Origin of the sequence: Streptomyces sp. NPDC015139, assembly GCF_043079785.1 — a bacterium.
Lineage (GTDB): Bacteria > Actinomycetota > Actinomycetes > Streptomycetales > Streptomycetaceae > Streptomyces > Streptomyces albidocamelliae.
The window spans coordinates 230,073-251,662 of record NZ_JBIBUW010000012.1 but is presented as its reverse complement, the minus strand read 5'-3'; the positions used below and the strand labels follow the sequence as shown (position 1 = coordinate 251,662).

The following is a 21,590-nucleotide window of genomic DNA, read 5'->3' as shown; positions in this document are numbered from 1 at the left end:
GGGAACCGACAGGCCTTGTCACGACCTGACGGTTCACCCACCACCCCGGTAAGTCGGCGACTGGCTCATGCGATCATGCGGGCGGCTCTCGATCGAACGAGTGGACGGTCAATTGACCAGACGCTCGGACGAATTGAGCCCTCGGATGGTGAGCGGTCGAATGAGAACGGGAGTACGGCGTGAGCGGGGCCGAAGGACAGGACGGGTCGTCCGTGTCGGACGAGGAGTGGGAGCGGTTCCTCCGTGAATCGGCGACGGGGGCAGCCGGGGCCCCCGTGGAGCCGTCGGCGCGCGACCGTGAGGCGCAGCGGCGCCTGCGGGAGCGCCCCGGGCAGCCTGAGGGCTGGCGTACGTACTCACCGGCCCGACCTCGACGCAGGACAGGCTGGTACGTGACCGGGCTGGTGGCGGTCGTGGCCCTCCTGGTCGTGGGGCTCTTCCCGGAGCAGGTCGTCGGCTGGTTCGGTGGCGGCGACAGCGGGCGGGACGGGACGCCGTTGGCCGGCGAGACGGAAAGGCCACGCAAGGCGCCCGGCGCCGATCCGGATCTGCGCCCGACGCTCGCCGAACCCTTCCGCGGTTCGCCTGCCGCCCGCTGGGCCGACGGCGCGGCAGGGATCACGGTTCCGCCGGCCAAGGCGACCGGCTGGATGGACGCCGCCCAGGTCGAGCGGGCGCTGCGGCGAAGCCGGGACTTCCTGGCGGCTGCGGGGCTCGACTCCCGCGTGCTGCGCGGTGAACGGCCCACGAAGGCCATCGCGTTGTTGAACCCGCACCAGAAGGACGTCCAGGCGTATCTCCGTGCCGCCCTGTCGTCGGCGGCGCCCACTCCCAAGACCGACCCGCTGCTGTTGTTCAGCCGCTTCCGACCTCAGCGGACCCGACTGGTCGGCGACGTGGTCAAGACGCGCGGTCGGCTCACGTACCAGGAAGGGAAGCGCGGGGCGCTCGAGGTGACGGCCGACGTCACCTTCGTGTACCCGGTCACTCCGGCGGGCCACGGCGGGCCCGACGCGGAGGTCGTCCGCACGATCGTGCGGCGCAAGATAGTGATGAGCTGGGACGACCCGGCCAAGATCATCACTGAACCGGGCACGATGTCCCTCGTCCTGTACGAACTCGACATGACCAACGGCGGCTGCTCCGCCCCGTCCGGGTACTTCGTGCCGCCCTTCGGCACTGGCGACGAGGAGCCCACCGACGAGAGCCGCACCGTTGATCCGTACGACCGCAGCAAGCCGATCGGCATGAGCAAGGGCACGAAGGTCACGGGCAAGGACTGCGCGACCGCCACCCGCTCCTGAAGCCTTCCGGCACATGGCAGGCCCGGGTCAGGGGCCTTGGGCCGGTCGGCCTGGGGCGCAAGCCGGCTCGTCACGGGCCGGACGTGGCCACCGCACCACCCGGAGGGTATGCGGTGGCCGCAGCGGCGCTGATGGAGCGCAGGCCCGGCCTGCTGGTTACAGGCCGACCGGGTTGACGTAGGTGCCCGGGTGGGTGGCGCCGTCCTGCTTGAGGATCTGGCCGCCGAACGGCCACTTCAGAGTGAAGTGCTTCGTCTCGTTGGGCGGGGTGACCAGGAACTTCGCCGGAACGAACTTCTCCTTCTGCGGCGTGGACTTGGCCACCGGGAGCAGGTTGATGCTGAAGTCGACCGTGTCCCCGTGCCCCAGGACCATCTTCTCGGGCTTCTTGGCGGAGCGCACCAGCGACCAGGTGCTGTCGGTCTTCTGAGCACCGATCATGTCGACACCGGCGAAGCCGGACAGGGTGCAGGTGCGGTTGCTCTGGTTGGTGAACCAGATGAACGCCTGGGTCTGCTTCTTGGTCTGGTCCATCTCCGGCTTCGCGTCCTCCCCCGTCGCGAAGCCGGCCTTCAGGTCTGCGGTGTGGCAGCGGGTCGGCGCGGCCTTGGCGGGGGCGGCCGAGGCCGGCACGGCGGCAGCGGCGGTACCGGCGACGACGACGGCCGCAAGGGCCACAGCGGTCAGCTTGCTCTTCATGGAGTCTCAGGTTCCCCTCGTATACGAATCGGCGCGCGAGGTCAGCGCGCGCCTACGCACCTGAAGACGTGCAATACCTGGAAGACGTTCCGTGTGCCGGGCAACCACTTCCGGCGGCCAGGCTCTCAACCCGTGCCTCCTGACGGCCGACCGGGTTGATGTTCTCGGCCAGGTGGGCGCCGCGGGCACCGGTCCAGTACGACGAGGTCTGGTCGGTGAAGTTGTACGCGGTGAGGTTCTGCCAGTACCGGCGGTCGTAGGATATGGTTCGGGTGCCGTGAACGGCTGGTCGGTGACGCGCGCACCGTTGGCCATGCCTGCTGGCGGGCGCTTGGGAGGCACCGCACTGACGGAATCCGCCGACCCGGCAGACGCCCCCTGGAAATCCCCCCCCCGGACTCTGGTCCTCTCCTGCGGTGCGGTCGTCGCCACGCCTCGGTCAGGTGAGGGGCTCGACGGTCCGCGCCGTCGAGTCATAGCTCCGGGCAGCGTCGAAGGTTCCGTCCCACTGCTGTGACAGTTCCGCGGGGAGCAGTTCATCCGGCCAGGGGACCGCACCGGACCGGGCCCGCGCCAGGCTGATGTGCGGGACCCAGGTGCCCGGCTCGTGCAGCGGGTTCCCTACTCCCGAGCCGGACCCGGCCAGCACTTCCCACACCTCCCGCTGTAAGGCCGCCAGCGCGGCGTCCGGCACCACACGCCAGGCCAGGACCTTCACTCGCCCGGAGAAACGGATGACTCCCCGCAGGCTCAGAGGAAGGGGGAGCGCCGTGAGAACCGTGCACAGTTCACGTCGTAGGACCCAAGGCAGCTCCGGCGATGTCGCGAGCGTCAAGTGCGGCCGGTTCGTCGGGTGCCGGTGATCGGCCAGACTGGGCAGACCGGCGGCGGCGAGCCGCTGCCAGACGTGGCGCACCCGCTCCTCGGTCGCGCTGTCGGCGAGCAGTTCTACGGTGTGCACCGAAACAGCCTAAGAGCTGTCCCGCAAAAGCTGGTGGGCCACGCAACGCGGACTTCGTGCCTGTGGCAGCCTGCCGTCATGCCAGCCGAGCTGCGTGAACATGCAGGGCGTCATTACGCCATCCAATTCCACTACGCCTTGCCCGACGACGCCTGGGCCGTGGAGCTGAGCGAGGCCGTGGCTGCGCCGGCTGCGTGGGCCGAGAATCCCAGCGCCGAGAGGCACCTGCCTGGAGCAGCCTTCTTGGTGGCGTTCGTCCCTGACGAGGATCCGGACCTGGAACCGACTGTCCACATCCACAGCCATGATGAACACGTCATCCCCTACGAGATCATGCGCTGGTTCATGGAGCAGGTGGCCGGCCAGGTCGAACGCTGCCGCATCGCGTTCGAGCAAGACGGGCGGGAAGCGGTGGAATGATGTCGCCACGGCTGGCGTGGGCGCAGGAGGCTTCCTGTTTAGTCAAGTTCACCGGGCTGAACCTGCGGCAGTTCGGAAAGTGGGTGACGGTTCCGCGGCAGGTCGACATGGCTGCAGTCAGGAAGGGCCGACCGTGGAACCTTTCGTCGGAGGACCGGGCCCGTCCTCATAGCCGCCCTACCTACGCACGAACTTGACCATGCGGCAGCTTGCTCCCGTGTTCGGAGTTTGGACGCGGTACGGCCCGTAGCGAAACCCGGGCCGGTACCGGGGAGGGATAGATGAAGGCCCTTCTCGATCGCTACGCCTGAAGCCGTAGCCGTATAGCCGTATAGCCGTATAGCCGTATGGCCGTGCGGGCGACTTCGGATGGAGTACGGGGAGGAGGATCGGCCACCTGCTAGCGTGCGCGCATGGACGACCTGGGACTCGTGGCGTGGCCGCCTGAGCCGATCAGGACCGGGCGGCTCGTGCTCCGTGAGCCCGAGGCGCGGGACCGTGCGGCGTTCATCGAGCTGCTCTCCTCGCCAGAGGTGAACACCTACCTCGGCGGCCCCCGCCGGCGTGACGAGCTTGAGCGCGAGACGCCTGAAGTGCCCGAGCGGTGGCCCGGGAGTTTCGTCGTTGATCTCGACGGGGCGATGATCGGCCAGATCCTGCTCAGGAGAGCGACCGGGCACCGTCGTCCGGCTGCCATGGGGAAGGCCGATCTCGGTTACCTGTTCCTGCCCCAGGCCTGGGGATTCGGGTACGCCGCCGAGGCCTGCGCGGCAGCACTCGGCTGGTTCGACGGCGTCCTTCCCGGCGAGCCGGTGGTACTCACCACCCAGACCGCCAACGTCGGCTCGATGCGCCTCGCGGCGAAGCTGGGGTTCACGGAAGTGGAGCGGTTCGAGGCATGGGGCGCCGAGCAGTGGCTCGGCATGTGGTCCCCTGGCACACCGTCCAGTTGACCGCCGTCGACCGATGCCTACGTCGGCCGCCGGCGACCACCTTCGACCGGTAGTCCGACCATCAGCGTACGCCCCACGTGCCGTCAGCCGGCAGCCGCGAGCCGAGCGGCCCGTGCCGAGCAGATGCTGCGACAACTCTATGCGGGTGCACCGCCGGACCGCTCCGCACGGAGCATGGAGTAGATCACTTGATCGTGCCACTGCCCGCCGCGCCACTGCGCGGAGCGCAGCACGCCCTCCCTGACGAAACCCGCCTTCTCCAGCGCACGCTGCTCGGCGAGGTTGGCGCAGTCCGTCCAGGCTTGGAGCCGTTCCGCCCTGGTGTGGTCGAAGAGATACTCGGCCAGCAGCCGCTGGGCCTGCGTGCCTATGCCGCGGCCGTGCGCGGCGGGCACCAGGCCGATCGCCAGGGTCCAGCAGGTGGAGGTGGCCGGCCGCCCCCAGGTGCTGGCGAACCATTCCACCCGCCCCACCGTCCGGCCCGCCTCCGCCACGCAGAGCACGCCGCCGTCGGGCCTGAGCAGGCCGGTGTCGGCGAACTCCCGTCGCAGCCCGGCCGGTGAACCGAAGCCGAACCACTGGTAGGGGCCGGTCCCCTCGGGCCCGTTGAACTCACGCTCGAACAAGTCGAGGTCGTCGGCTGTCACCGGACGCAGCGTGATCTCGTCGGACATGGAACGCCTCCTGCTCCTCATAGCCCCACGGTTCCGGTGTGGGCAACGGCGCCTGACTCTTCCACACGCCAAGCAACGTCCACGCGGGATATGGGGAGTTCGGATCCGGAAGGAATTCACCGGGCGGGCCACAGGCGGTCCAGAAGCCTCCGCCAGTCAGCCCCGGCCGGTCGCCCTGGCGTGGAGATGGTTCAGGGCGGTCACGACTGCGGTGTTGCGGTACCACAGCAACCACCTGCCGACCTGACTGCCGAGTTCCTGCAGCATCGTCAGCTGGGCGGGTGCCAGGTCGTGCAAGGGCTGTTCGTGATGGGAGGAGATCATCCCGATCACGGTGCCGTCCGGCCGGAGCAGAGGAACACTGTGACAGGCGCGGCTACCCGTCTGGAGGATCACCTGCCGGGAACCGTCGTCGAAGCTGTCGGAGGCGGCGACGTCCTTGACGGTGACCTGCCGGCGGTCGAGCGCCGCCTGCGCACACGAGGTCGTCGATGCTCCTACGAAGGCGAAGTAGTCGCTGAAGCGCCGGTTCACTCCGACGTGCTTCTCCATGCGCAGCATCCCGTTCTCCACCAGCTGCACATTGCCCATGCGGGCGCCGGTCACGCTCAGCGTCCTGCGCAGGGCCGCGGTGAGGACGGCGCCAGGGTTGTCGAGCTTGGCTCCGACCGCTCGCAGGGCCGGCACCGACGGTGCCGCGCTGCCCTCAGTGCTCGGTACCCACTTGGGAGCGTCCGGCTTCGGAGCAGGCAGCTGCACGGCGACGTCGGCCAGGGTGTGCAGTTTGATGTTGAACTTCTGGGACGAGTTGCGGAGCAGGTCGAACGCCTCCCGCTTCGAGGACAGCCTGAAGTGCTTCACGAGCAGTCTCTCGGCACGGGCGACGCCGGCGTGAGCCAGCCGACGATTGCGCTCGTCCACGTCCTGCCCCGCGTCGTCCCGCAGCTCAGTCGCTGCGACAGCCAGCGGGGCGTGCGCCTGCGGTTGTTCGGTCACTGACGGGCCTCCAAATCGGAAAACACCCGTACGCCAGCACGCGGCTGCGTCCGCGCACGAGCGGAAGCACTGCGGTGCCTGCTGGCCGAAGCACCCACCCCCACTCTAAGCACGCCGGTCCCCCCGCCCGCCAGACGGCCTCCCTCCGCCTCACTCGCCCGGGAGTTCCCACCTGATCTCGCCCTCATGCCAGTGGCTGGTGGGCGCCAGACCAGCAGCACCGGCGACGGCAGCGGAGGCGTGGTGATCCGGATGGATATGGGCTCGGATCGCCCCGACGTCCTGTTCTCGCAGCCAGGCAACCAAAGCTCGTGCCGCCTCGGTGGCAATCCCACTCCCCTGCCACCGAGTTCCGACCACCCAGGCGACCTCGGCGGCACGTTCGAACTCGCCCCGGCTGATCGTTGCTTGCACCGTCCCGACCAGACAGTTCTCCGCCCGAAGCCGGATCACCCAGTTCCACCACGTCTGGGAGGCATCGGGAGAGCCCGCCACCAGGCGTGCGTACCGTGACCGCAATGCCTGCGCAGAGAACGGGGTACCGCCCGTGAAGGCGTGCAGAGCCTGGTCGGAGAGTACGTCTGCCATCTCGTCCGCGTGCTCGACGGCCAGCGGTACGAGGCTCAGCCTCTCGGTCTCGACGGCCTCGATCTTCAGGGCGTCCACGCCGTCTCCAGTACGGACGCTCGCTCTACCGCCGCCCCGGCGCGCACCTCCGCACTCCGACGCGCATGCACGGCCCGGGTGTTCAACGCGGTCCGCCCGCGCGTCGACGTCGCTGCGGGCGTCGGGTGGGCATGGGTACGCCCTCGTCCGGGGCCGCCGCGGGCGAGGAGAACCCGCCGGGAACGCTCGCCCGGGTGGCAGCCGGCACCTGTGCGACGGGCCGCTCGGCCGCGCGGCGTGGACGCGCTGCGCGGGCCACGACGGTGATGTGCGGGATCCGCGGGGCGCAGGCCTCGCAGACTTCTTCGACGCTCCAGACCTGACCCACCGTCGGATCGTGGCGCAGGATCAGCACCACGGCGCCGGCGCACTGGACCGTCTCGATGTGGGCGGAGCACTGCTGGGCGCCGCAGTAGCAGAAGGCGTGGGGGCGGACGGTGGCCGCCTTGGCGTGAGCGGCAGCATGCCCGGCCGCGAAGGCGCGCAAGGCCGCAAGGTCGCGGGAGCGGGCCGGCATCCGGCAGCCCTCCTTGCTGCACGTGACCGTGGCGGAGTGGTCGCGGTGTCCGATGAGGCGGACGGTCCAGGCCCGCCCGGGGACCCGCTCGGTGGGGGGTTCGCTGTACGCGGTCGTCACAACAACGGCCGTCCATTCTTGGTCGCTAGAAAAGATGCGTCCACTATGAGTTACCCACCGAGCGAGCATGCACCGGTTTTCCGTCCACCGCCGTGCGCGCCACCGAGTCGGCGGCTCAGATGGTGACGCAGATCCCGTCCTCGATCATCCGGCCGTCGCGCTCCAGGCCGCCGCACACGAGCTTGGCGCCCGCCTGCTCGTAGCCGACCGCCCAGCGGTGACTCGCGGCGGAGACCTTCGAGGAGTGGAAGTCCCCCCAGTACGAGCGCAGCGTTCCGGGGAGTCCGTCCCTGCTCTGCACGGTGATGTCCTGCACGAACCTGTTGTGGTGCGCCGTCATCACACAGATGTACTTGCCGCACTGGCTGTCGACCTGTGCGCTTGCCGGCGTGGTGGCGAGCAGCGAGAGGGCACATGCTGCGAGCAGCGTCGCAAGCTTCTTCATGTTGTTCATGCCCCGCTAAACGATCACATGGCTCCAAGGTGACGAGAGTCAATACGTGCGCCGCGACATCGACGACAATCCCGATGAAGGTCCTTTCCGTAGGAGTCATAGGAGGCAAAACCTCCAGCATGCTCGCCGGCCACCCGAACGGCCTCGGAAGCGACAGGACCACAGCGGTACGCGCCCCCAGCCCGGCCATGCCGCGCCCGACCGCGCGGCGGCGTCACGGAGGTCGGCAGCCCGGCGAGGGGCGCTACCTGCGATCGGTGAGACGCGCCCGTGCCCTCCGCACGCGGCCACCCGTTTCACCGGCTGGCTCCTCCGTACACATGAACGACTGGAGTCACCATGAACTCCATCTCCGCCACCGACGTCACTCTGAGGGGCCTGGGAGCGTGCTGCGCCGTCGGCAATGTGGTGCTGCACGCCCTCCTCGTCCCTGATCACCTCGAGGAGAAGTTCTACATCGGCGTTCTCTTCGCCCTCGGCAGTGTCGTCATGCTCGCCGTGGCGGCGGCACTGGTGACCTTGAAACGCCCCATGATCGCGTGGCTGACCGGAGCCCTCGTCAGCTTCGGAATGATCATCGCCTTCCTGCTGTCGCGCACCGTAGGTCTGCCCGACGGCTACTACGAATCCGGCTGGGAGTCGCCGTACGGCCCGCTTTCCTTGATCGTCGAAGGACTGTTCATCCTCGCGTTCCTCACCTGGCTGACCAACACGCCGTCGACCGCCGACACAGCGAAACCGCCGCGGAAAACGGACCGGGAACCGGTCGTGGCCGGGCGAAACGGTCGGTGGCGGTGATACGGCAGGCGTCTGCCGGACATGACTACGCGGTGGGCCGCGGCGCCCGCCGGGGTGCCCGCTGCTTCAGCTCCTCCTCGTCGACGAACGTGAGCATCGGCTGCCCCGGCTCGCACAACATGGTGACGACGAACTTGGTCGGCGCGTCCGACAGGGCGTTGCCGTCCTGGTAATGGATCACATCGCCGCCGGGTTCCCAGAACGTCCCACCGGCCTTCACCACGCGCTCCGGCTCTCCCTCCAGTTCGAACCGGACGGCGCCCTCGATCACGTAGCCGAAGCATGGGCCCGAATGGCGGTGCGGCGGCGTGCCGGGATCGCCCGGCGGCCACTCGACGAGGATGGTCATGCCCGACGCACCCTCGGGGATGAACGGCGGTTTGACGTCGGCCAGCATCCTCGGTCCGTACGTCGCCGAGGTTTCCTGCCCGGTGGTTCCCTCGACCAAGTTCTTGTCCGACACTTCGCCACACCTCCGCGGGCCTGAAGGCCGGCGCACCGGAGTCACGGCATCTGTGACCATCCGTGCGCATTCGCTGCCTCGTTCAGGGTTTTCCACCACCGTGCCTCGCTTCGGCGCCCTTCACCACTCGAAAGGTCGGCCTCGAAGTGGTTCGAACCCCAGAAGTCAGCTTCCCCAGTATTTCCTCAGCTGACCTTCCATGAACGGGTTCGGACTCACACTCACTTCACCGGCGAAGGGGTAGTCGAGAACGAGGACGAGGGTAAGACTCAAGCCGACCAGCAACGCGATCGTGCCTACGAAAAGCAGCTGCACCTTGAGGTTCTCCACCCCGTAGAGCAAGGTGACCAGCATGACGACCACCGCTCCCCCGTAGGTGAGGACCTGCAGAAGAACAGGCAATCGTTGCGTCGCGGCCAGAATGCGGATTCTGCGTTGTGCGGTCACATCGTTCAGTCGCTCCACCGACTCGTTGTAGAAGGTCTGCTCGGAAGCGCTTTTGGGATTGTAGCCCTGGAAGACTCCGTACAAAGCCTCGAGTTTGCCCGAGGTCGCGCTGAGGCTGTTCTTCCCTTCACGCATGAGCGGCCATGCGTCGTCTACGACGGCGTGGATGTATCCCCCGATGGCCACATCCAGCTTTTTCTGCACCTCGTCCGGAAATGAATGCGCGTTGCGGGAAATCACAGCAAGATCCGTGGCCTCGGAAGTCACCACTGTCTGCACTTGCTCAAGCTCGGTCCACAAGGTCACGATGACGAAAGCAAGGACGATTCCGTAGATGGCTCCGAACAGCTCGAGGACCGTGCGCGACACGTCATTGGTCACGCCATGGGTCAGCTGAGGGAAAATTCGACGCGCCACCAAGCAAGCGGCGAGCGACAGAACAACAACGCCTCCCACCATGACGAGTGCGAGGCCGGCGGTGTTCAAGTTGTTCAGGAGCCAGAGTCCCACGTGGCCGACCTTACCATGTATGACCATCTATTCCGGATTTCTGATGAATCCTCCATAACCGACCCTGCCCATGGTCTGCGTGGCTGAAGTTGGGGTGCCAGACGAGTGAACCCCCTGCTATGTGGGTTTCGCTCGACGGTCCACCTACCTGCGGTAAATCGTGTGACCGTGCCGCCTGGGCACGCTACTTTTGGCGCATGAACGTCATTGGCCGAAGCACCACAGCGACCGCGCGAGCGACCAGCTCGCCGGTTGCCGCCGCCTGACGTATTCCACTTCCCATCGGCGACCGGAAACGGTTTGCCGGTGGTTCCATGGCGTTCCCGCCCAGGTTCCGATGATCGTGCCGCCCGTTTCCGGTGCCTCCCCGCCGCACACGCGAAGGAGCCACCCCATGAACACCGATCACGTCGTCCGTACATTCGTCGAGTACTTCGAGGAGCGCGGCCACCGCCGGATCACCGGCTCGACTCTGCTGCCGCCGCCCGGCGACCCGGTGCTGTTCACCACCTCCGGTATGCACCCCCTCACCCCCTACCTGGAAGGGCGCCCGCACCCCCTCGGCAGGCGGCTGGTGAACGTGCAGCGCTGTCTGCGTACCACTGACCTCGACGAGGTCGGCGACAACACGCATCTGACCGTCTTCGAGATGCTCGGTACCTGGTCACTCGGCGACTACGAAGGCCGGCAGAGCCTCGATTGGGGTTACGACCTGCTGACCGAGGGATTCGGCATCGATCCGGGACTGCTCCACGCCACTGCCTTCGGCGGCGACGGCCACACAGGGCCGGACACCGCCTCCCTGGAGTTCTGGCAGGAGCGCGGCGTGCCCGTGGAACTCACCACCGAGGACAACTGGTGGTCCAACGGCCCGACCGGTCCCTGTGGCCCCGACTCGGAGATCTTCCTGTGGACCGGCGACACCCCACCGCAGTCGACGCCGACGGGTGACGACCGCTGGGTGGAGGTGTGGAACCACGTCATGATGCGCCATCGACGCCTGGCCGACGGTTCGCTCGTACCGCTCCCCCAGCGCAACGTCGACACCGGACTGGGTCTCGAACGGCTGGCCACTCTGCTGCAAGGCCGGACATCGGTCTTCGAGTGCGACGTGTTCGACCCCTGGCGCCGACTCGTGCCGGCCCTGTGGAAGCTGGACGAACCGTCGCTGCGGTTGGTCTGCGACCACCTGCGCTCAGCCATCGTGGTGATCGGCGACGGGGTGTCTCCGGCCAACACCGGCCGCGGCTACGTGCTCCGTCGTCTGGTGCGACGGGTACTCACGGTGCTACGCCGGGACGATCCCTCCCGCGGCCTCGGAGACCTGCCCGACGAGCTGTTCCAGCACACCCTGCACCGTTTCCGGCAGAGCGTCGCCCCGGACACTGTCCGCAGGGTGCTGCTCGATGAGGAGCGGCGCTTCGGTCGTCTCCTGGAGCGCGGCCGCCAGGTCCTCGCCCGGCCCCGGTTCCACGGCCCGTTGAGCGAGGAGGACCTCTCCTACCTCCACGACACTCACGGGCTGCCGCGCGACCTCGTCCTCGGCCTGCGACCGGAGTGACCGCTCCGAACCCGGCGGAAGGTCCAAGCCGCCAGTAGGGGTGACCCAGCCGGTGAGCGTGGAGAGAGGAGGGCGGGTCCCCCAGTTGCGGCAATCGGGGGGGACCCGCCGGTGCGGCCGGTGCGGGCGGCCTCGTCAGCGCACGTCGACGTAGTCGGCCGGGCTGGTGGCGACGCCGGTCGTGGAGTTGCCGTAGTACACCCAGCGGTAGGAGCCGTCGACCGAGGCGGTGACTGTTGCTTTCAGGCTTCCGGTGCTGCTGGTGGTGGCCTTCTTGACCGTCTTGAAGGTGTCGGTGCCCTTGGCCCGGAACTGGAGGCTGACGGTACGGCCGCTGTAGGCGTCGTAGTCCTTCGTGCTCCAGTTCGCCCGGGTCAGCTTGCCCGTGACGGTGATCGACTTGCCCTTGGTGACCGGCTCCGGCGAGGCGTTGGCGGTGGCCTTCGCCGCGCGCTTGAGCTGGGCGGTCTGCGAGCGCGTCTCCAGTTCCCCGGTCTTGAGGCCGCCGTCGGCCTTCCACAGCTTCAGCGAGACGCCGACCTTCCAGGTCGTGGCGTCGCTGTTGGAGTCGACGTGTTCCTGGCTCGGGTGCGGGTCGATGTAGAGGTCGCCCTCGCAGCGAGCGTGCTTGGAGTCGGTCTCGTAGCAGGTGTAGCTGCCCGGCTGGATGAAGTTCTCTCCGTTGTCGGCCGCCGTCGTGATGCCGCCCCGGTAGAGGAAGGGGTACGCGTCGTAGCGGGAGGGGTCGGCCGTGCTGTACCCGGAGGGCAACGCGATGGTGAAGCTGAGGGGCGGCTCCACCACCTTCGACGTGCCGACGACGATCGGCTTGCCGTTGTTGATGACGATGTCCGACACGGTGATACCGGTGTCCGCCGCCTGAGCCGTCGGCGCGTTCAGCGCCGAGAGCCCCAGCGCCCCCACGAGCGTGGCCACCGCGGCGGTTCGTCTGCCTGTCTTCATTCACACCTCTTCAGGAAGATCCCGTTACAGGAGGCGGCAGCCTATCCGACGAGTTCGCGAGCCGAAGCCCTGGTTCCAGCAGCACACTTCGGTCAGCCGAGGCCGAACCGCTCGGCCTACTCGGCCGCCATGGAGAGAAGGGTCGTACGCGCCTCTTCCGCGCGGGGAGAATCCAGTGCGGTGTAGAGGGACACCGCCCGGTGGAGGTGATCGACGGCGTGCGCCCGCTCTCCCCTGGCCCGTCGGACGAGAGCCGTGCCCATGTGAGCGCGGGCCTGTTCCTCCTGCTCCCCGATTCCGCGAGCCACCTCCAGCGCCGATGCGTAGGCGTCGAGGGCCTCGGCCTGCCGTCCGGTTCCGTGCAGGGCCTCGCCCAGGCCGTTGAGCGCGCCCGCTTCTCCGTAGGGTTCCCCGGTGCGGCGGAAGTGGTTGAGGGCCTGGCGTTGGTGCTCGGCGGCTTCGTCGTAACTTCCCTGGCGACACAGCGCGTTTCCCAGGTTCGACAGCGCGTGGGCCTCTCCGCCGGTGTGCCCGAGCCGCCGGAAGAGAGCGAGCGCCTGCTCGAACCGCCCGGCCGCGGCCGCGTGGTCGTCCAGCCGCGACAGTACGATCCCCAGGTTGCCGAGAGCGCTGGCTTCCCCGAAGGTATGGCCAGCTCGCCGGTACAGGGCCAGCGCCTGCTCGTACCGCTCGATCGACGCCTGATAGTCCTCGAGCAACTCCTGCACGATGCCGAGGTTGTTCAGCACGTCGGCTTCCCCGTGGGCGTCACCGGCCGCACGGAACAACTCGACCGCCCTCTCGTGCTGCTCGGCGGCCTTCCGGTAGCGGCCCCGCAACTCGTGGAGCACGCCCACGTTGGTGAGATGACGCGCCTCTCCGGCCGCGTACCCGATCCGCCGGCACAGAGACAGCGCGTCCGCGTGGTGCCGGTGCGCGCTCTCGTAGTCTCCGAGTCGCCGGTGGACCGCGCCGACGCAGGCCAGGACATCGACTTCACCACGGGTGTCCCCCACCGCGCGGGCTGCCCGAAGGGCATGTGTGTGAACGGTCAGCGCGTCGGTGAGGTGCCCCGAGCGTTCGTAGTGCCGGTGGAGCGTGGTGGCGATGCGCACGGTGTGCCGCGACGGTCCGGGCTCCTCGGTCCTGGAACACAGAGCCACCAGCGTGTGCTGGGCGGCGCGCAGCCACGCGCGGCACTCGTCGGCCGTCCGCAGGGGTGGCAGACCTGTGTCGGGCACTTCGACGGCGGGACGCAGATGCCGTTCGGCGGGATACAGCACGTTCATGGCCGCCGCCGACGCCGCCAGGCAGTGGTCCAGCAGGCGGGTCAGGGCGGCGTCACGCTCCGCCGCCCCGTCGTGCCGGCTCGCGAGCTCCGCGGCGTAGGCGCGCAGCAGGTCGTGCATGGCATGACGGCCGGGCCCGCTCCGATGCACCAGGTGCGCGCGGGACAGGGCGTCCAGGGACCGCCGGGCGCGCTCCGCGGTTTCGCCGGTCAGCGCGGCGGCGGCGTACACGTCCGCGTCGGGCCCTGGGTGCAGGCCCAGCAGCCTGAACAGTCGCGCCTCCTGGTCGGGGAGGCGGTCGTAGGACCAGGAGAAGACGGCCCGGACGGCGGCCCGGGGATCTCCGTCGCTGGAGTCGAGCAGGTCCAGGCGCCGCCGTTCGTCCCGCAGTTCCTCCACCAGGCGGGCCAGTGGATCCAGGGGGCGTGACAGGGCCAGTTCGGCCGCCACTCGCAGGGCCAGCGGAAGGTGCCCGCACTGTTCCGCCAGGGCGGCGGCCGCCGCGCGGTCCGTATCGACGCGCGGTCCGATCAGGGAGCGCAGCAGCGCGAGTGCCTCATCCGGAGAGAGGACGTCGAGGACCACTCGGTGCGCCCCGTGCAGCGACACCAGGGACGACAGCGAGTCCCGGCTCGTGATGACCACTTTGCACGTCGGGCTTCCCGGCAGCAGCGGGCGCACCTGTGCGGCGGAAGCGGCATTGTCGAGGAGGACGAGCAGCCGCCGTCCGTCCACCGCGGTGCGGAAGCGCGCGGCCCGGTCGTCGAGCCGCAGCGGTATCTCCGGGCCGGGCACACCCAGGGCGGAGAGGAAGCCCGAGAGGGCCTGGGCGGCGGAGACCGGTTCGTCCGGGTCGTAGCCCCGGAGATCGACGTAGAGCTGTCCGTCGGGGAAGGAGTCACGCGTCTGGTGGGCCCAGCGCACCGCCAGCGCGGTCTTGCCGATGCCCGCGACTCCGGAGACGGCGGAGACGACCGCTGCCGTCCCGGCCTCCGGGCCCTCTGCGGTGACCAGGCGCCGTGTGAGCTCGGCAAGTTGCTCTTCCCTGCCGCTGAAGTGGTGTACAGCCAGGGGGAGTTGGGCTGGTATCGGGACAGTGGTCGGGGCGGGTGAACTGACCGGGGCCGGGCCTGGCCCCGTCCCCGCCGGCGCCTGCTTTCCGGTGCCGAGCAGCATCTCCTCGTACGCCGACCGCAGTTCACGGCCCGGAGCCACGCCCAGATCGGAGTCGAGCTGCCGGCGGATCCTGGTGTAGGTGTCCACGGCCTCGGCCGCTCTTCCACTGGTGGCCAGACCGCGGATCAGCAGCACGGCGAGGGGCTCGCTCAGCGGGTGCTCCGCCAACAAGGGCCGCAGGACGGCGAGCACTTCCTCGGCCTTCCCCTGTCCCAGCAGGGCGTGGGCCCAGGCGAGCGTCGTCTCCAGACGCTCCTGTGTCCAGGCGGTACGGGTGCGCTCCGCCCACGCCCCCGGCAGCCCCGCCAACGGCACTCCGCGCCACAGTCGCAGCGCCTCTCCGAGGATCTCGGTGCGGCGTTGGTCGGACAGATGCGGCTCGCGCGCCCGCACGACGAGCGAGCGGAAACGGAGCAGGTCGACGGCGTGTTCGTCCGCCTCCAGGACGTATCCACCGGAGGTGCGTGCGATGCGAAGCGGCGTACTGGGTACGGCTGCCCCGTCACCGCCTGCCGTGGGCGCCACGCCGTCCATGGATGCCGCGCCGTCGAACAGCCGCCTCAGACGGCTGATGTGGGAGTAGAGGGCCGAGCGGGCCCCATTGGGCGCGGCGGTGTCCCAGACCCGGTCCACCAGCGTGCTCACGGGGACCGGTCGGCCGGTGTCGGCCGCCAGCGCCGCGAGGACTGCTCGGCGACGCGGCTCCCCGATGTCGACCGCGCGTCCCGCGACGCGCAGTTCCAAAGGTCCGAGCAGGTGCAGGTTCATCGCGCCTCACGCGGGAGGGAGGAGGGAACGGCCGTTGCGCGTTGGGGTGTTCGTCCGCCGAGCAGGGCCGGCATGCCCTCGGTCCTCCGTCATTCGCTCCTGGGCCGCCGGCAGGGCGGCCGTCACAAGGTTTCCGCAAGGTTCACCGTAGATCCTCAGCTCACATGCCGTCAGGCGGATCGCGGCAGGCACCGCGTGCCGCGGAGAACACCGACGTCCGCCCCCGGAGCCTTCCCGGGAGCGGCGTATCCGCCCGCCCTGCCGGCAGTCGCGTCAGACGTGACCAACCCGACGCAACAAGAGAATGGAATTGTCATGCGCAAGATGATGTCCCGCGCCAACCGGACAGCCGTCGCCGTCGTCGCGACCGCCTTCATGGCGTCCGGAGCGGTCGTCGCGGGGGCGACGACCGCCTCCGCGGACGGCTGTGTGGGTCCCCTGTGCGGCGCGGTGAAGAACCGGACCGGCGAGACGATGCACTACACGATGAGTCTCGGCGAGGGCCCGCACTACTGCGACGTGTGGAACTGGGGCGGCGGCACCGGGAGCGAGTTCAAGCACGCGAAGTGCAAGCAGGAGTCGTTCGGCAACGGAACGCGGGGCGGCAACGGCACCGGCAAGGACGTCGACGCCTTCACGTTCGCCACGCACGGCTACCACGAGCGGTTCTCGCGGGTCGGTACCTGGCACTGGCGGGCCAAGGGGGTCTGGACGAAGATCCGCAGCGGGGAGATCGGCGACTGCGGCATCGGCGACCACAACGAGGTCTGGTGCACGGTACTCGTGCAGGGCTGAGGGGAACCGCAGGTAGTTAGGCATTCTCAGGAGGGCGGCTGCACGCGTGTGCCGCCGCCTTCCGGCGTGACCGGCCTCAGCGGCCCGCGCCCACCCCACGACGGCGGCGACGCGTCGAGAGCGGCATTTCACGCGGCAAGAACTCTTACGGAGGGTGGCTGACCGACTACACACACGCGGGTATCGGGCAGTCGGACGGGCGCCGCACGTTTCCGGGGGGGGCACTCACCCTCCCCATCCCCCTCCCCCGACCGGAACCGGTCACCGGACCGGGCTATTCTGGCCGGCGTACCTGGACACGGGGTGCCCCCGCACGGGGGCTGAGATCACACCCGTTGAACCTGAACCAGTTAGGACTGGCGGAGGGATGTCGTATGTCGTTGCCGTATGCCCATGAAGAGACGGCCGTCGCCGAGGCGCGGGGCGTCTTCGACGGCCGGATGCCGACCGCCCCCGGCGATCTGCGAGTGGAGGCGCGCGGCATCGCGCCGGTGCCCGAGGACGCTCGCTACGGCAGCCCCCGCCGGCTGTTCACCGTGTGGTTCGCCCCCAATCTGACGATGACCGGCGTCTTCACCGGTACGGTCGGCGCGGCCCTCGGACTGGACTTCGCCACCGCGCTGCTCGCCGTGGTGCTCGGCACCGTGCTGGGCGCGGTGCCCACGGCCTACCTGGGAACCTGGGGCAGCCAGACCGGGGCGGGCCAACTCCCGCTGGCGAGGCTGGCTTTCGGACGGGCCGTGGCTCTGCCGGGCACCCTGCAGTGGCTGTCCTCCATCGCCTGGGACGCCCTGATTGGCCTGTTCGGGGGCGACGCGCTGGCTCAGCTGTTCGGCTGGCCGTTCTGGCTGGGCGTCCTGGTGATGCTCATCGCCCAGGGGGCGCTCGGCGTGATCGGGTACGAGGCGATCCACCGCCTGCAGACGGTGATGACCTTCGCGCTCGCCGCCTCGTTCGCCGCGTTGGCGGTGAAGCTCGTGCACGGCACCCAGCCCGCGACGGCCGCGACCGTGCACGGCGCCGACCGGGCGGGAGCGTTCGTGCTGACCTGCACCATCGCTTTGAGTCTCGCGCTCTCGTGGGCCCCGTACGCCAGTGACTTCAGCCGCTACCTGCCCCGCACGGCGTCGCGTTCCAGCATGTTCTGGTGCACCCTGCTCGGTGTCAGCGTGTCCTTCGTCGCCGTGCAGGCACTCGGTCTGTGGGGCGCCGCTGAGTTCACCGACCAGACCGCCCGCGGTGTCGACCGGTTGCTCGGCGGCGGCGCGCTCGGCGCGTTCGGACTCCTCGCGGTCGCCGTCGCGGCCCTGTGCAGCAACGCCATGAACGACTACAGCGGGTCGCTGGCGCTGCAGACGATCGGAGTGCGGCTGCCGCGGCCGGTCGCCGCCGCGCTCGCCGCGGTGCTCGGCTTCCCGCTCGTGCTGTGGATGCACGCCGCTGACACCACTGCCCGCTTCCAGAACGTGCTGCTGTTCGTCGGCTACTGGATCCCCGCGTTCGTCGCGGTCGTGATCGTCGACTGGGTGGCCCGCGCACGGGCGCGCGGCGACCGCCCGGTCGACCTGGCGCAGGAGCACGCCGCGCCGCAGCCGTGGTGGCCGGCCGTCACCGCGTTCGTCGTCGGTTTCGCCGTGGCGGTGCCGTTCATGAGCACCAGCCTGTACGTGGGGCCGGTCGCCCGGGCCCTGCACAGCGCCGACCTCGCCTACCCCGTCGCGTTCCTCGCGGCGCTGCTCGTCTATGCGCCGTTGCGCGTACGACGCCGGTCCTGACCCGCGCCCGCTCCTCCTCGGGGAGTTGCCTGCCCCGGCTGGGCGGATCGTGTGCGGTGGCGTTCCGGGGACTCGGCTCAGCGCGTCACCCGGTGGCGGAGGTAGACGACTCGCGAACTGAAGGTGCGGGTCTCGACGAGTTCGAGATCCACGCGGCGCTCGTGCCGGGGGAAGAACGGGATGCCACCGCCGAGGAGCACCGGGTGGACCAGCGTCCGGTACTCGTCGATCAGATCCAGCGCGGCCGCCTCGGCGGCGAGGGCGGCGCCGCCGATCGCGATGTCGCCCTCCCCCGGCTCGGCGCGCAACCGCTCGATCTCCTGCGTCAGGCCGCCGGAAGCGAGCCGGGCATGGCCCTCGACCTCCGACAGCGTGGTGGAGAACACCACTTTGGGGAGCTGCTTCCAGAGCGCCGCCCATTCGCGCTTCGAGTCGTCGAGCGACGGGTCCTGGTCGGCGGTCTCCCAGTACAGCATCGTCTCGTACAACCGTCGTCCCAGGAGGTGGACGCCGACGTCTCGTACCCTGTCGATCCAGGAGCGAAAGATCTCCTCGTCGGGCACCGTCCACGCGAAGCTGCCGTCCGGCCCCACGATGTAGCCGTCGAGCGAGACGCTCATCGAATAGGTCACTCTGCGCATCGGAAGGCCTCCTCGGCAACGGTTCGAGAGTACGACCGCCGAATGCCGCGGGCTTGTTGCGGCTCGCGAGAGCCCCGCCCGATGTCGCCGCTCCACGGGCGTTCGCCCCGTACCTGAGTACGTTCTGAGTAGGCGCGCTCATGTGGTACGACGTGGTGCGGGACACACTCCGAACCATGACACATGTTCCGCCACCGGCCGAGGAGCTGCGGCTCATCGACACCGAGCTGTGGCAACTGGACGCCCGCCGGACCCAGTTGCTGGCGCGCCGCACCTGGCTGGTCGCCCATCTGCCCTCGCTGTCACAGCCAAGTCCGGTGCCGCCCACGGCCTTGCCCGCACCGCACGGCGCCGAGGCCACCGCGCCGCGCGTGCAGAATGTGCTGCTGCTCCTGGGCGGCCTGCTGCTGACCATCGCGGCGATCGCGTTCACGCTGGTCAGCTGGGGCCATCTGGGGATCGCCGGACGCTCGCTCGTGCTGGGCGCGGTCACGGTGGCCGCCCTGGCCGCCCCGCTGCCGCTGCTGGGTCGCGGTCTGCGTTCGACGGCCGAGGCGCTGGCGGGGCTGGCGCTGGCACTCACGGTGCTCGACGCCTACGCGCTGCACGCGGTCGCCCTCACCGGCGTGGACGCCACGGGGTACGCCGCCGGGGCGTCGGCGGTGCTGGCGGCCGTGTGGACGGGATACGGACGCTTGCCGCGTACGAGCACGCTGCGGCTGCCGCTTCCGGCCGCGCTCACCGCGGCGCAGCTGCCGCTCCTGCTGGGGGCGGTTGCGGCCGACGCGGGGCGGTACGGGATCACCGGCGCGCTGCTCGTGACGGCCGCGTGCGACACGGCCGTGGCGCTGCGCGCTCCGGCCGGGCCGGTGCGGATCACGGCCACGGTCGGCGCGTACGGCATGGGGGCCTGGGGAGTGCTGGGTGCTGCCTGGCTGTCGTGGACGGCGGACGGTCCGGGCGCCGGGGCCCTCGCGGCCGGGCTGCTGTTCTTCGCGGCCGGTACCGCGCTGGCGGCGGCATGGCGGGGTCGTGCCGCGGCGCACGCCGTCGGGCTGTCCGTAGCCGTCGGTCTGCTTGCCGTCGCCGCGCTCGGCGGCATCGTCCACCCGGTACTGCCGGTCCCCTGGCTGGTCCCCGCGCATCTCGTCCTGGGCATAACTCTGCTGGCTGCGATACGGGTCGTTCGGCTGCCGGAGCCGGTGCGGCGCGGCCTCGTCCTCGCCTCCGCCGCCGTACAGGGACTGTCCGTGCTGTGGGCGCTGCCCCTGCCCGCGCTGACGCTGCTGGGACCGGCCGGCTGGACGGCACGGATCTGGTCGGGAACACCGGGCGGTGCCCGGGAAGCCGTGTCGGCGGACGCGCCGTGGCTGTCGCAGCTGCTGACGGCGCCGCTGGTCCTGGCCGCCGTAGCGGCCGTCCTCGCACTCGCGGTCCGCGCTACGACGTGGCGCCCGAGGGCGCTGACGGGCGCGCTGGCGCTGGGGTGGTCCGCGCTCATGGCGATCCCGGTGGTGCTCGACGTGCCGTACCCGGCGGTGCTCGTGGTGGAGCTGCTGGCGACGGCTGCCCTGCTCGCGGCGGGGTCGTGGTCTCGGGTGGCGGAGAGCGGCGGCCCGCTCCCGGCGCTGGTGCTGGCCCTCGTCACGTCGGCTTCCCTCGCGTTCCTCTCGCTGGCGACGCGGTCCGCGACCGTAGGGGTGCTCACCGCCCTGACAGTGCTCTTCGGGGCGGCGTCCCTCGGCCAGCGCCTGGTCACCGTTGCGGTCCCGGCCGCGCTCGGGTACGGCACCGCTCTGGCCTGCGCGGTGGGTACCGCGGCGGGCTGGGCACCGGAGCACACCGCGCTGCTCGTGCTCGTGGTCCCCGCCGTGGCGGCGCTGTTCGCCGTACGGGCGACCGACGCGCGGACGACCGTGGTCACCGAGGTGACGGGAGCGGCCGCGGGGCTCCTGGCGATCGGGCTCGCGGTCGGCGATCCGGCGATGCTCTCCCTGACGCTGTCCCTGTCCGCGGTGATCGCCGCGGGTACGGCCGTGCGCGCCGACCGCCGTCCCGCCGCCTATGCGGCCACCGCGCTGTTCGCGCTGGCCGCCTGGGTGCGTCTCGCCGCCTGGGGTGTCACCGCACCGGAGGCGTACACGGTGCCGGCGTCCCTCCCGGCGCTCTTGATCGGCGCGCTGAGGCGGCGCCGGGATCCGCGGGTGTCGTCGTGGGTGGCGTACGGCCCCGGGCTGGCCGCCACGCTCCTGCCGAGCCTCGCTGCCGCCTGGACCGACGCGCACGCCACCCGCCCGTGGCTGCTGGGCGCGGCGGCACTGCTGGTCACCCTGGCGGGCGCCCGACACCAGCTGCGCGCACCGCTGCTGCTGGGTGGTGGGGTCCTCGTGCTGGACGCACTGCACGAACTGGCGCCCTACCTGGTGCAGATCGCCGGCTTCCTTCCCCGCTGGGCGCCGCCCGCGCTCGCAGGTCTGCTGCTGCTCGCCGTCGGCGCGACGTACGAACGGCGGCTGCGGGACGTGCGGCGGGTGCGGGACGTACTCGGCCGGATGAGCTAGTGGTGCTTCGTCAGGTTCGGTGTCCGCACGTCGGCAGCGGGCCGCATCCGGTCTCAGCTCGTGGATGCCTTCGAAGAAC

The 21,590-nt window shown here is 69.9% G+C and carries 20 protein-coding genes, 1 pseudogene and 1 riboswitch; of the genes and pseudogenes, 9 read left to right on the top strand and 12 right to left on the bottom strand.

Features of this window, described 5'->3' with window-relative positions; all coding sequences use genetic code 11:
- Positions 1–179: 179 nt before the first annotated feature.
- The gene (locus ACF08B_RS29780; protein ID WP_392320230.1) at positions 180–1,304 is read left to right on the top strand and encodes a hypothetical protein; all 1,125 of its coding nucleotides are present in this window, start codon (positions 180–182) and stop codon (positions 1,302–1,304) included.
- Between the two features lie 156 nt (positions 1,305–1,460).
- On the opposite strand, the gene ACF08B_RS29775 is transcribed toward ACF08B_RS29780, so the two are convergent.
- Complete coding sequence (locus ACF08B_RS29775; RefSeq protein WP_392320229.1) at positions 1,461–2,003, bottom strand: DUF4232 domain-containing protein; 543 nt, start codon at positions 2,001–2,003, stop codon at positions 1,461–1,463.
- Positions 2,004–2,442: 439 nt separating this feature from the next.
- On the bottom strand, positions 2,443–2,964 hold the full coding sequence (locus tag ACF08B_RS29770) for a 2'-5' RNA ligase family protein (RefSeq protein WP_392320228.1): 522 nt from the start codon (positions 2,962–2,964) through the stop codon (positions 2,443–2,445).
- 78 nt (positions 2,965–3,042) lie between these two features.
- On the opposite strand from ACF08B_RS29770, the gene ACF08B_RS29765 reads away from it, so the two are divergent.
- The 3 genes and pseudogenes from ACF08B_RS29765 (at position 3,043) to ACF08B_RS29755 (ending at position 4,337) form a co-directional block, all read left to right on the top strand.
- Positions 3,043–3,384 (top strand): hypothetical protein, encoded by a 342-nt coding sequence (locus ACF08B_RS29765; protein WP_392320227.1) that lies wholly within the window; start codon positions 3,043–3,045, stop codon positions 3,382–3,384.
- Positions 3,384–3,613: pseudogene (locus ACF08B_RS29760) on the top strand (transposase family protein); the annotation flags it as partial. The gene ACF08B_RS29765 and the pseudogene ACF08B_RS29760, both read left to right, overlap by 1 nt.
- 184 nt (positions 3,614–3,797) lie before the next feature.
- Positions 3,798–4,337 (top strand): GNAT family N-acetyltransferase, encoded by a 540-nt coding sequence (locus ACF08B_RS29755; RefSeq protein WP_392320226.1) that lies wholly within the window; start codon positions 3,798–3,800, stop codon positions 4,335–4,337.
- A 137-nt stretch (positions 4,338–4,474) separates the two neighbouring features.
- Here ACF08B_RS29755 and ACF08B_RS29750 read toward each other — a convergent pair whose 3' ends face one another.
- The 5 genes from ACF08B_RS29750 to ACF08B_RS29730 form a co-directional block, all read right to left on the bottom strand.
- Positions 4,475–5,011, bottom strand: coding sequence for a GNAT family N-acetyltransferase (locus tag ACF08B_RS29750; RefSeq protein ID WP_392320225.1), 537 nt, complete (start codon positions 5,009–5,011; stop codon positions 4,475–4,477).
- 156 nt (positions 5,012–5,167) lie between these two features.
- Entirely contained in the window at positions 5,168–6,007 is an 840-nt protein-coding gene (locus ACF08B_RS29745; protein WP_392320224.1) for a GAF domain-containing protein, read from the bottom strand.
- 150 nt (positions 6,008–6,157) lie between these two features.
- On the bottom strand, positions 6,158–6,673 hold the full coding sequence (locus ACF08B_RS29740) for a GNAT family N-acetyltransferase (protein WP_392320223.1): 516 nt from the start codon (positions 6,671–6,673) through the stop codon (positions 6,158–6,160).
- A gap of 82 nt (positions 6,674–6,755) precedes the next feature.
- Complete coding sequence (locus ACF08B_RS29735) at positions 6,756–7,310, bottom strand: hypothetical protein (protein ID WP_392320222.1); 555 nt, start codon at positions 7,308–7,310, stop codon at positions 6,756–6,758.
- 115 nt (positions 7,311–7,425) lie between these two features.
- Positions 7,426–7,755, bottom strand: coding sequence for a hypothetical protein (locus ACF08B_RS29730; protein WP_392320221.1), 330 nt, complete (start codon positions 7,753–7,755; stop codon positions 7,426–7,428).
- A gap of 348 nt (positions 7,756–8,103) precedes the next feature.
- Between ACF08B_RS29730 and ACF08B_RS29725 the strand changes: the two genes are divergently transcribed.
- On the top strand, positions 8,104–8,562 hold the full coding sequence (locus ACF08B_RS29725; RefSeq protein ID WP_392320220.1) for a hypothetical protein: 459 nt from the start codon (positions 8,104–8,106) through the stop codon (positions 8,560–8,562).
- Positions 8,563–8,587: 25 nt separating this feature from the next.
- On the opposite strand, the gene ACF08B_RS29720 is transcribed toward ACF08B_RS29725, so the two are convergent.
- The gene (locus ACF08B_RS29720; protein WP_392320219.1) at positions 8,588–8,959 is read right to left on the bottom strand and encodes a cupin domain-containing protein; all 372 of its coding nucleotides are present in this window, start codon (positions 8,957–8,959) and stop codon (positions 8,588–8,590) included.
- Between the two features lie 231 nt (positions 8,960–9,190).
- On the bottom strand, positions 9,191–9,982 hold the full coding sequence (locus ACF08B_RS29715) for a DUF4239 domain-containing protein (protein WP_392320218.1): 792 nt from the start codon (positions 9,980–9,982) through the stop codon (positions 9,191–9,193).
- Between the two features lie 394 nt (positions 9,983–10,376).
- Between ACF08B_RS29715 and ACF08B_RS29710 the strand changes: the two genes are divergently transcribed.
- Entirely contained in the window at positions 10,377–11,543 is a 1,167-nt protein-coding gene (locus ACF08B_RS29710) for an alanine--tRNA ligase-related protein (protein WP_392320217.1), read from the top strand.
- Between the two features lie 135 nt (positions 11,544–11,678).
- Here ACF08B_RS29710 and ACF08B_RS29705 read toward each other — a convergent pair whose 3' ends face one another.
- Together ACF08B_RS29705 and ACF08B_RS29700 are read right to left on the bottom strand one after the other, a co-directional pair.
- The gene (locus ACF08B_RS29705; protein ID WP_392320216.1) at positions 11,679–12,506 is read right to left on the bottom strand and encodes a hypothetical protein; all 828 of its coding nucleotides are present in this window, start codon (positions 12,504–12,506) and stop codon (positions 11,679–11,681) included.
- Between the two features lie 116 nt (positions 12,507–12,622).
- Entirely contained in the window at positions 12,623–15,739 is a 3,117-nt protein-coding gene (locus ACF08B_RS29700; protein WP_392320215.1) for a tetratricopeptide repeat protein, read from the bottom strand.
- A 315-nt stretch (positions 15,740–16,054) separates the two neighbouring features.
- Between ACF08B_RS29700 and ACF08B_RS29695 the strand changes: the two genes are divergently transcribed.
- Positions 16,055–16,534, top strand: coding sequence for a hypothetical protein (locus ACF08B_RS29695; RefSeq protein WP_392320214.1), 480 nt, complete (start codon positions 16,055–16,057; stop codon positions 16,532–16,534).
- A 289-nt stretch (positions 16,535–16,823) separates the two neighbouring features.
- Positions 16,824–16,919, top strand: a riboswitch (TPP riboswitch).
- Entirely contained in the window at positions 16,909–18,309 is a 1,401-nt protein-coding gene (locus ACF08B_RS29690; RefSeq protein WP_392320213.1) for a purine-cytosine permease family protein, read from the top strand. It overlaps the preceding riboswitch by 11 nt.
- 77 nt (positions 18,310–18,386) lie before the next feature.
- On the opposite strand, the gene ACF08B_RS29685 is transcribed toward ACF08B_RS29690, so the two are convergent.
- Positions 18,387–18,950 (bottom strand): dihydrofolate reductase family protein, encoded by a 564-nt coding sequence (locus ACF08B_RS29685; protein ID WP_392320212.1) that lies wholly within the window; start codon positions 18,948–18,950, stop codon positions 18,387–18,389.
- Positions 18,951–19,126: 176 nt separating this feature from the next.
- Here ACF08B_RS29685 and ACF08B_RS29680 point away from each other — a divergent pair, with 176 nt between their 5' ends.
- Complete coding sequence (locus tag ACF08B_RS29680) at positions 19,127–21,511, top strand: SCO7613 C-terminal domain-containing membrane protein (protein WP_392320211.1); 2,385 nt, start codon at positions 19,127–19,129, stop codon at positions 21,509–21,511.
- Positions 21,512–21,590 lie beyond the last annotated feature (79 nt).

Bases quoted from the DNA above. Each gene is read 5' to 3' on its own strand.
- ACF08B_RS29695 (WP_392320214.1), top strand. From the start codon at position 16,055: ATGCGCAAGATGATGTCCCGCGCCAACCGGACAGCCGTCGCCGTCGTC.
- ACF08B_RS29680 (WP_392320211.1), top strand. From the start codon at position 19,127: ATGACACATGTTCCGCCACCGGCCGAGGAGCTGCGGCTCATCGACACC.
- ACF08B_RS29750 (WP_392320225.1), bottom strand. From the start codon at position 5,011: ATGTCCGACGAGATCACGCTGCGTCCGGTGACAGCCGACGACCTCGAC.
- ACF08B_RS29700 (WP_392320215.1), bottom strand. From the start codon at position 15,739: ATGAACCTGCACCTGCTCGGACCTTTGGAACTGCGCGTCGCGGGACGC.
- ACF08B_RS29755 (WP_392320226.1), top strand. From the start codon at position 3,798: ATGGACGACCTGGGACTCGTGGCGTGGCCGCCTGAGCCGATCAGGACC.
- ACF08B_RS29685 (WP_392320212.1), bottom strand. From the start codon at position 18,950: ATGCGCAGAGTGACCTATTCGATGAGCGTCTCGCTCGACGGCTACATC.
- ACF08B_RS29690 (WP_392320213.1), top strand. From the start codon at position 16,909: ATGTCGTTGCCGTATGCCCATGAAGAGACGGCCGTCGCCGAGGCGCGG.
- ACF08B_RS29710 (WP_392320217.1), top strand. From the start codon at position 10,377: ATGAACACCGATCACGTCGTCCGTACATTCGTCGAGTACTTCGAGGAG.
- ACF08B_RS29720 (WP_392320219.1), bottom strand. From the start codon at position 8,959: ATGCTGGCCGACGTCAAACCGCCGTTCATCCCCGAGGGTGCGTCGGGC.
- ACF08B_RS29705 (WP_392320216.1), bottom strand. From the start codon at position 12,506: ATGAAGACAGGCAGACGAACCGCCGCGGTGGCCACGCTCGTGGGGGCG.
- ACF08B_RS29725 (WP_392320220.1), top strand. From the start codon at position 8,104: ATGAACTCCATCTCCGCCACCGACGTCACTCTGAGGGGCCTGGGAGCG.
- ACF08B_RS29730 (WP_392320221.1), bottom strand. From the start codon at position 7,755: ATGAAGAAGCTTGCGACGCTGCTCGCAGCATGTGCCCTCTCGCTGCTC.
- ACF08B_RS29765 (WP_392320227.1), top strand. From the start codon at position 3,043: ATGCCAGCCGAGCTGCGTGAACATGCAGGGCGTCATTACGCCATCCAA.
- ACF08B_RS29775 (WP_392320229.1), bottom strand. From the start codon at position 2,003: ATGAAGAGCAAGCTGACCGCTGTGGCCCTTGCGGCCGTCGTCGTCGCC.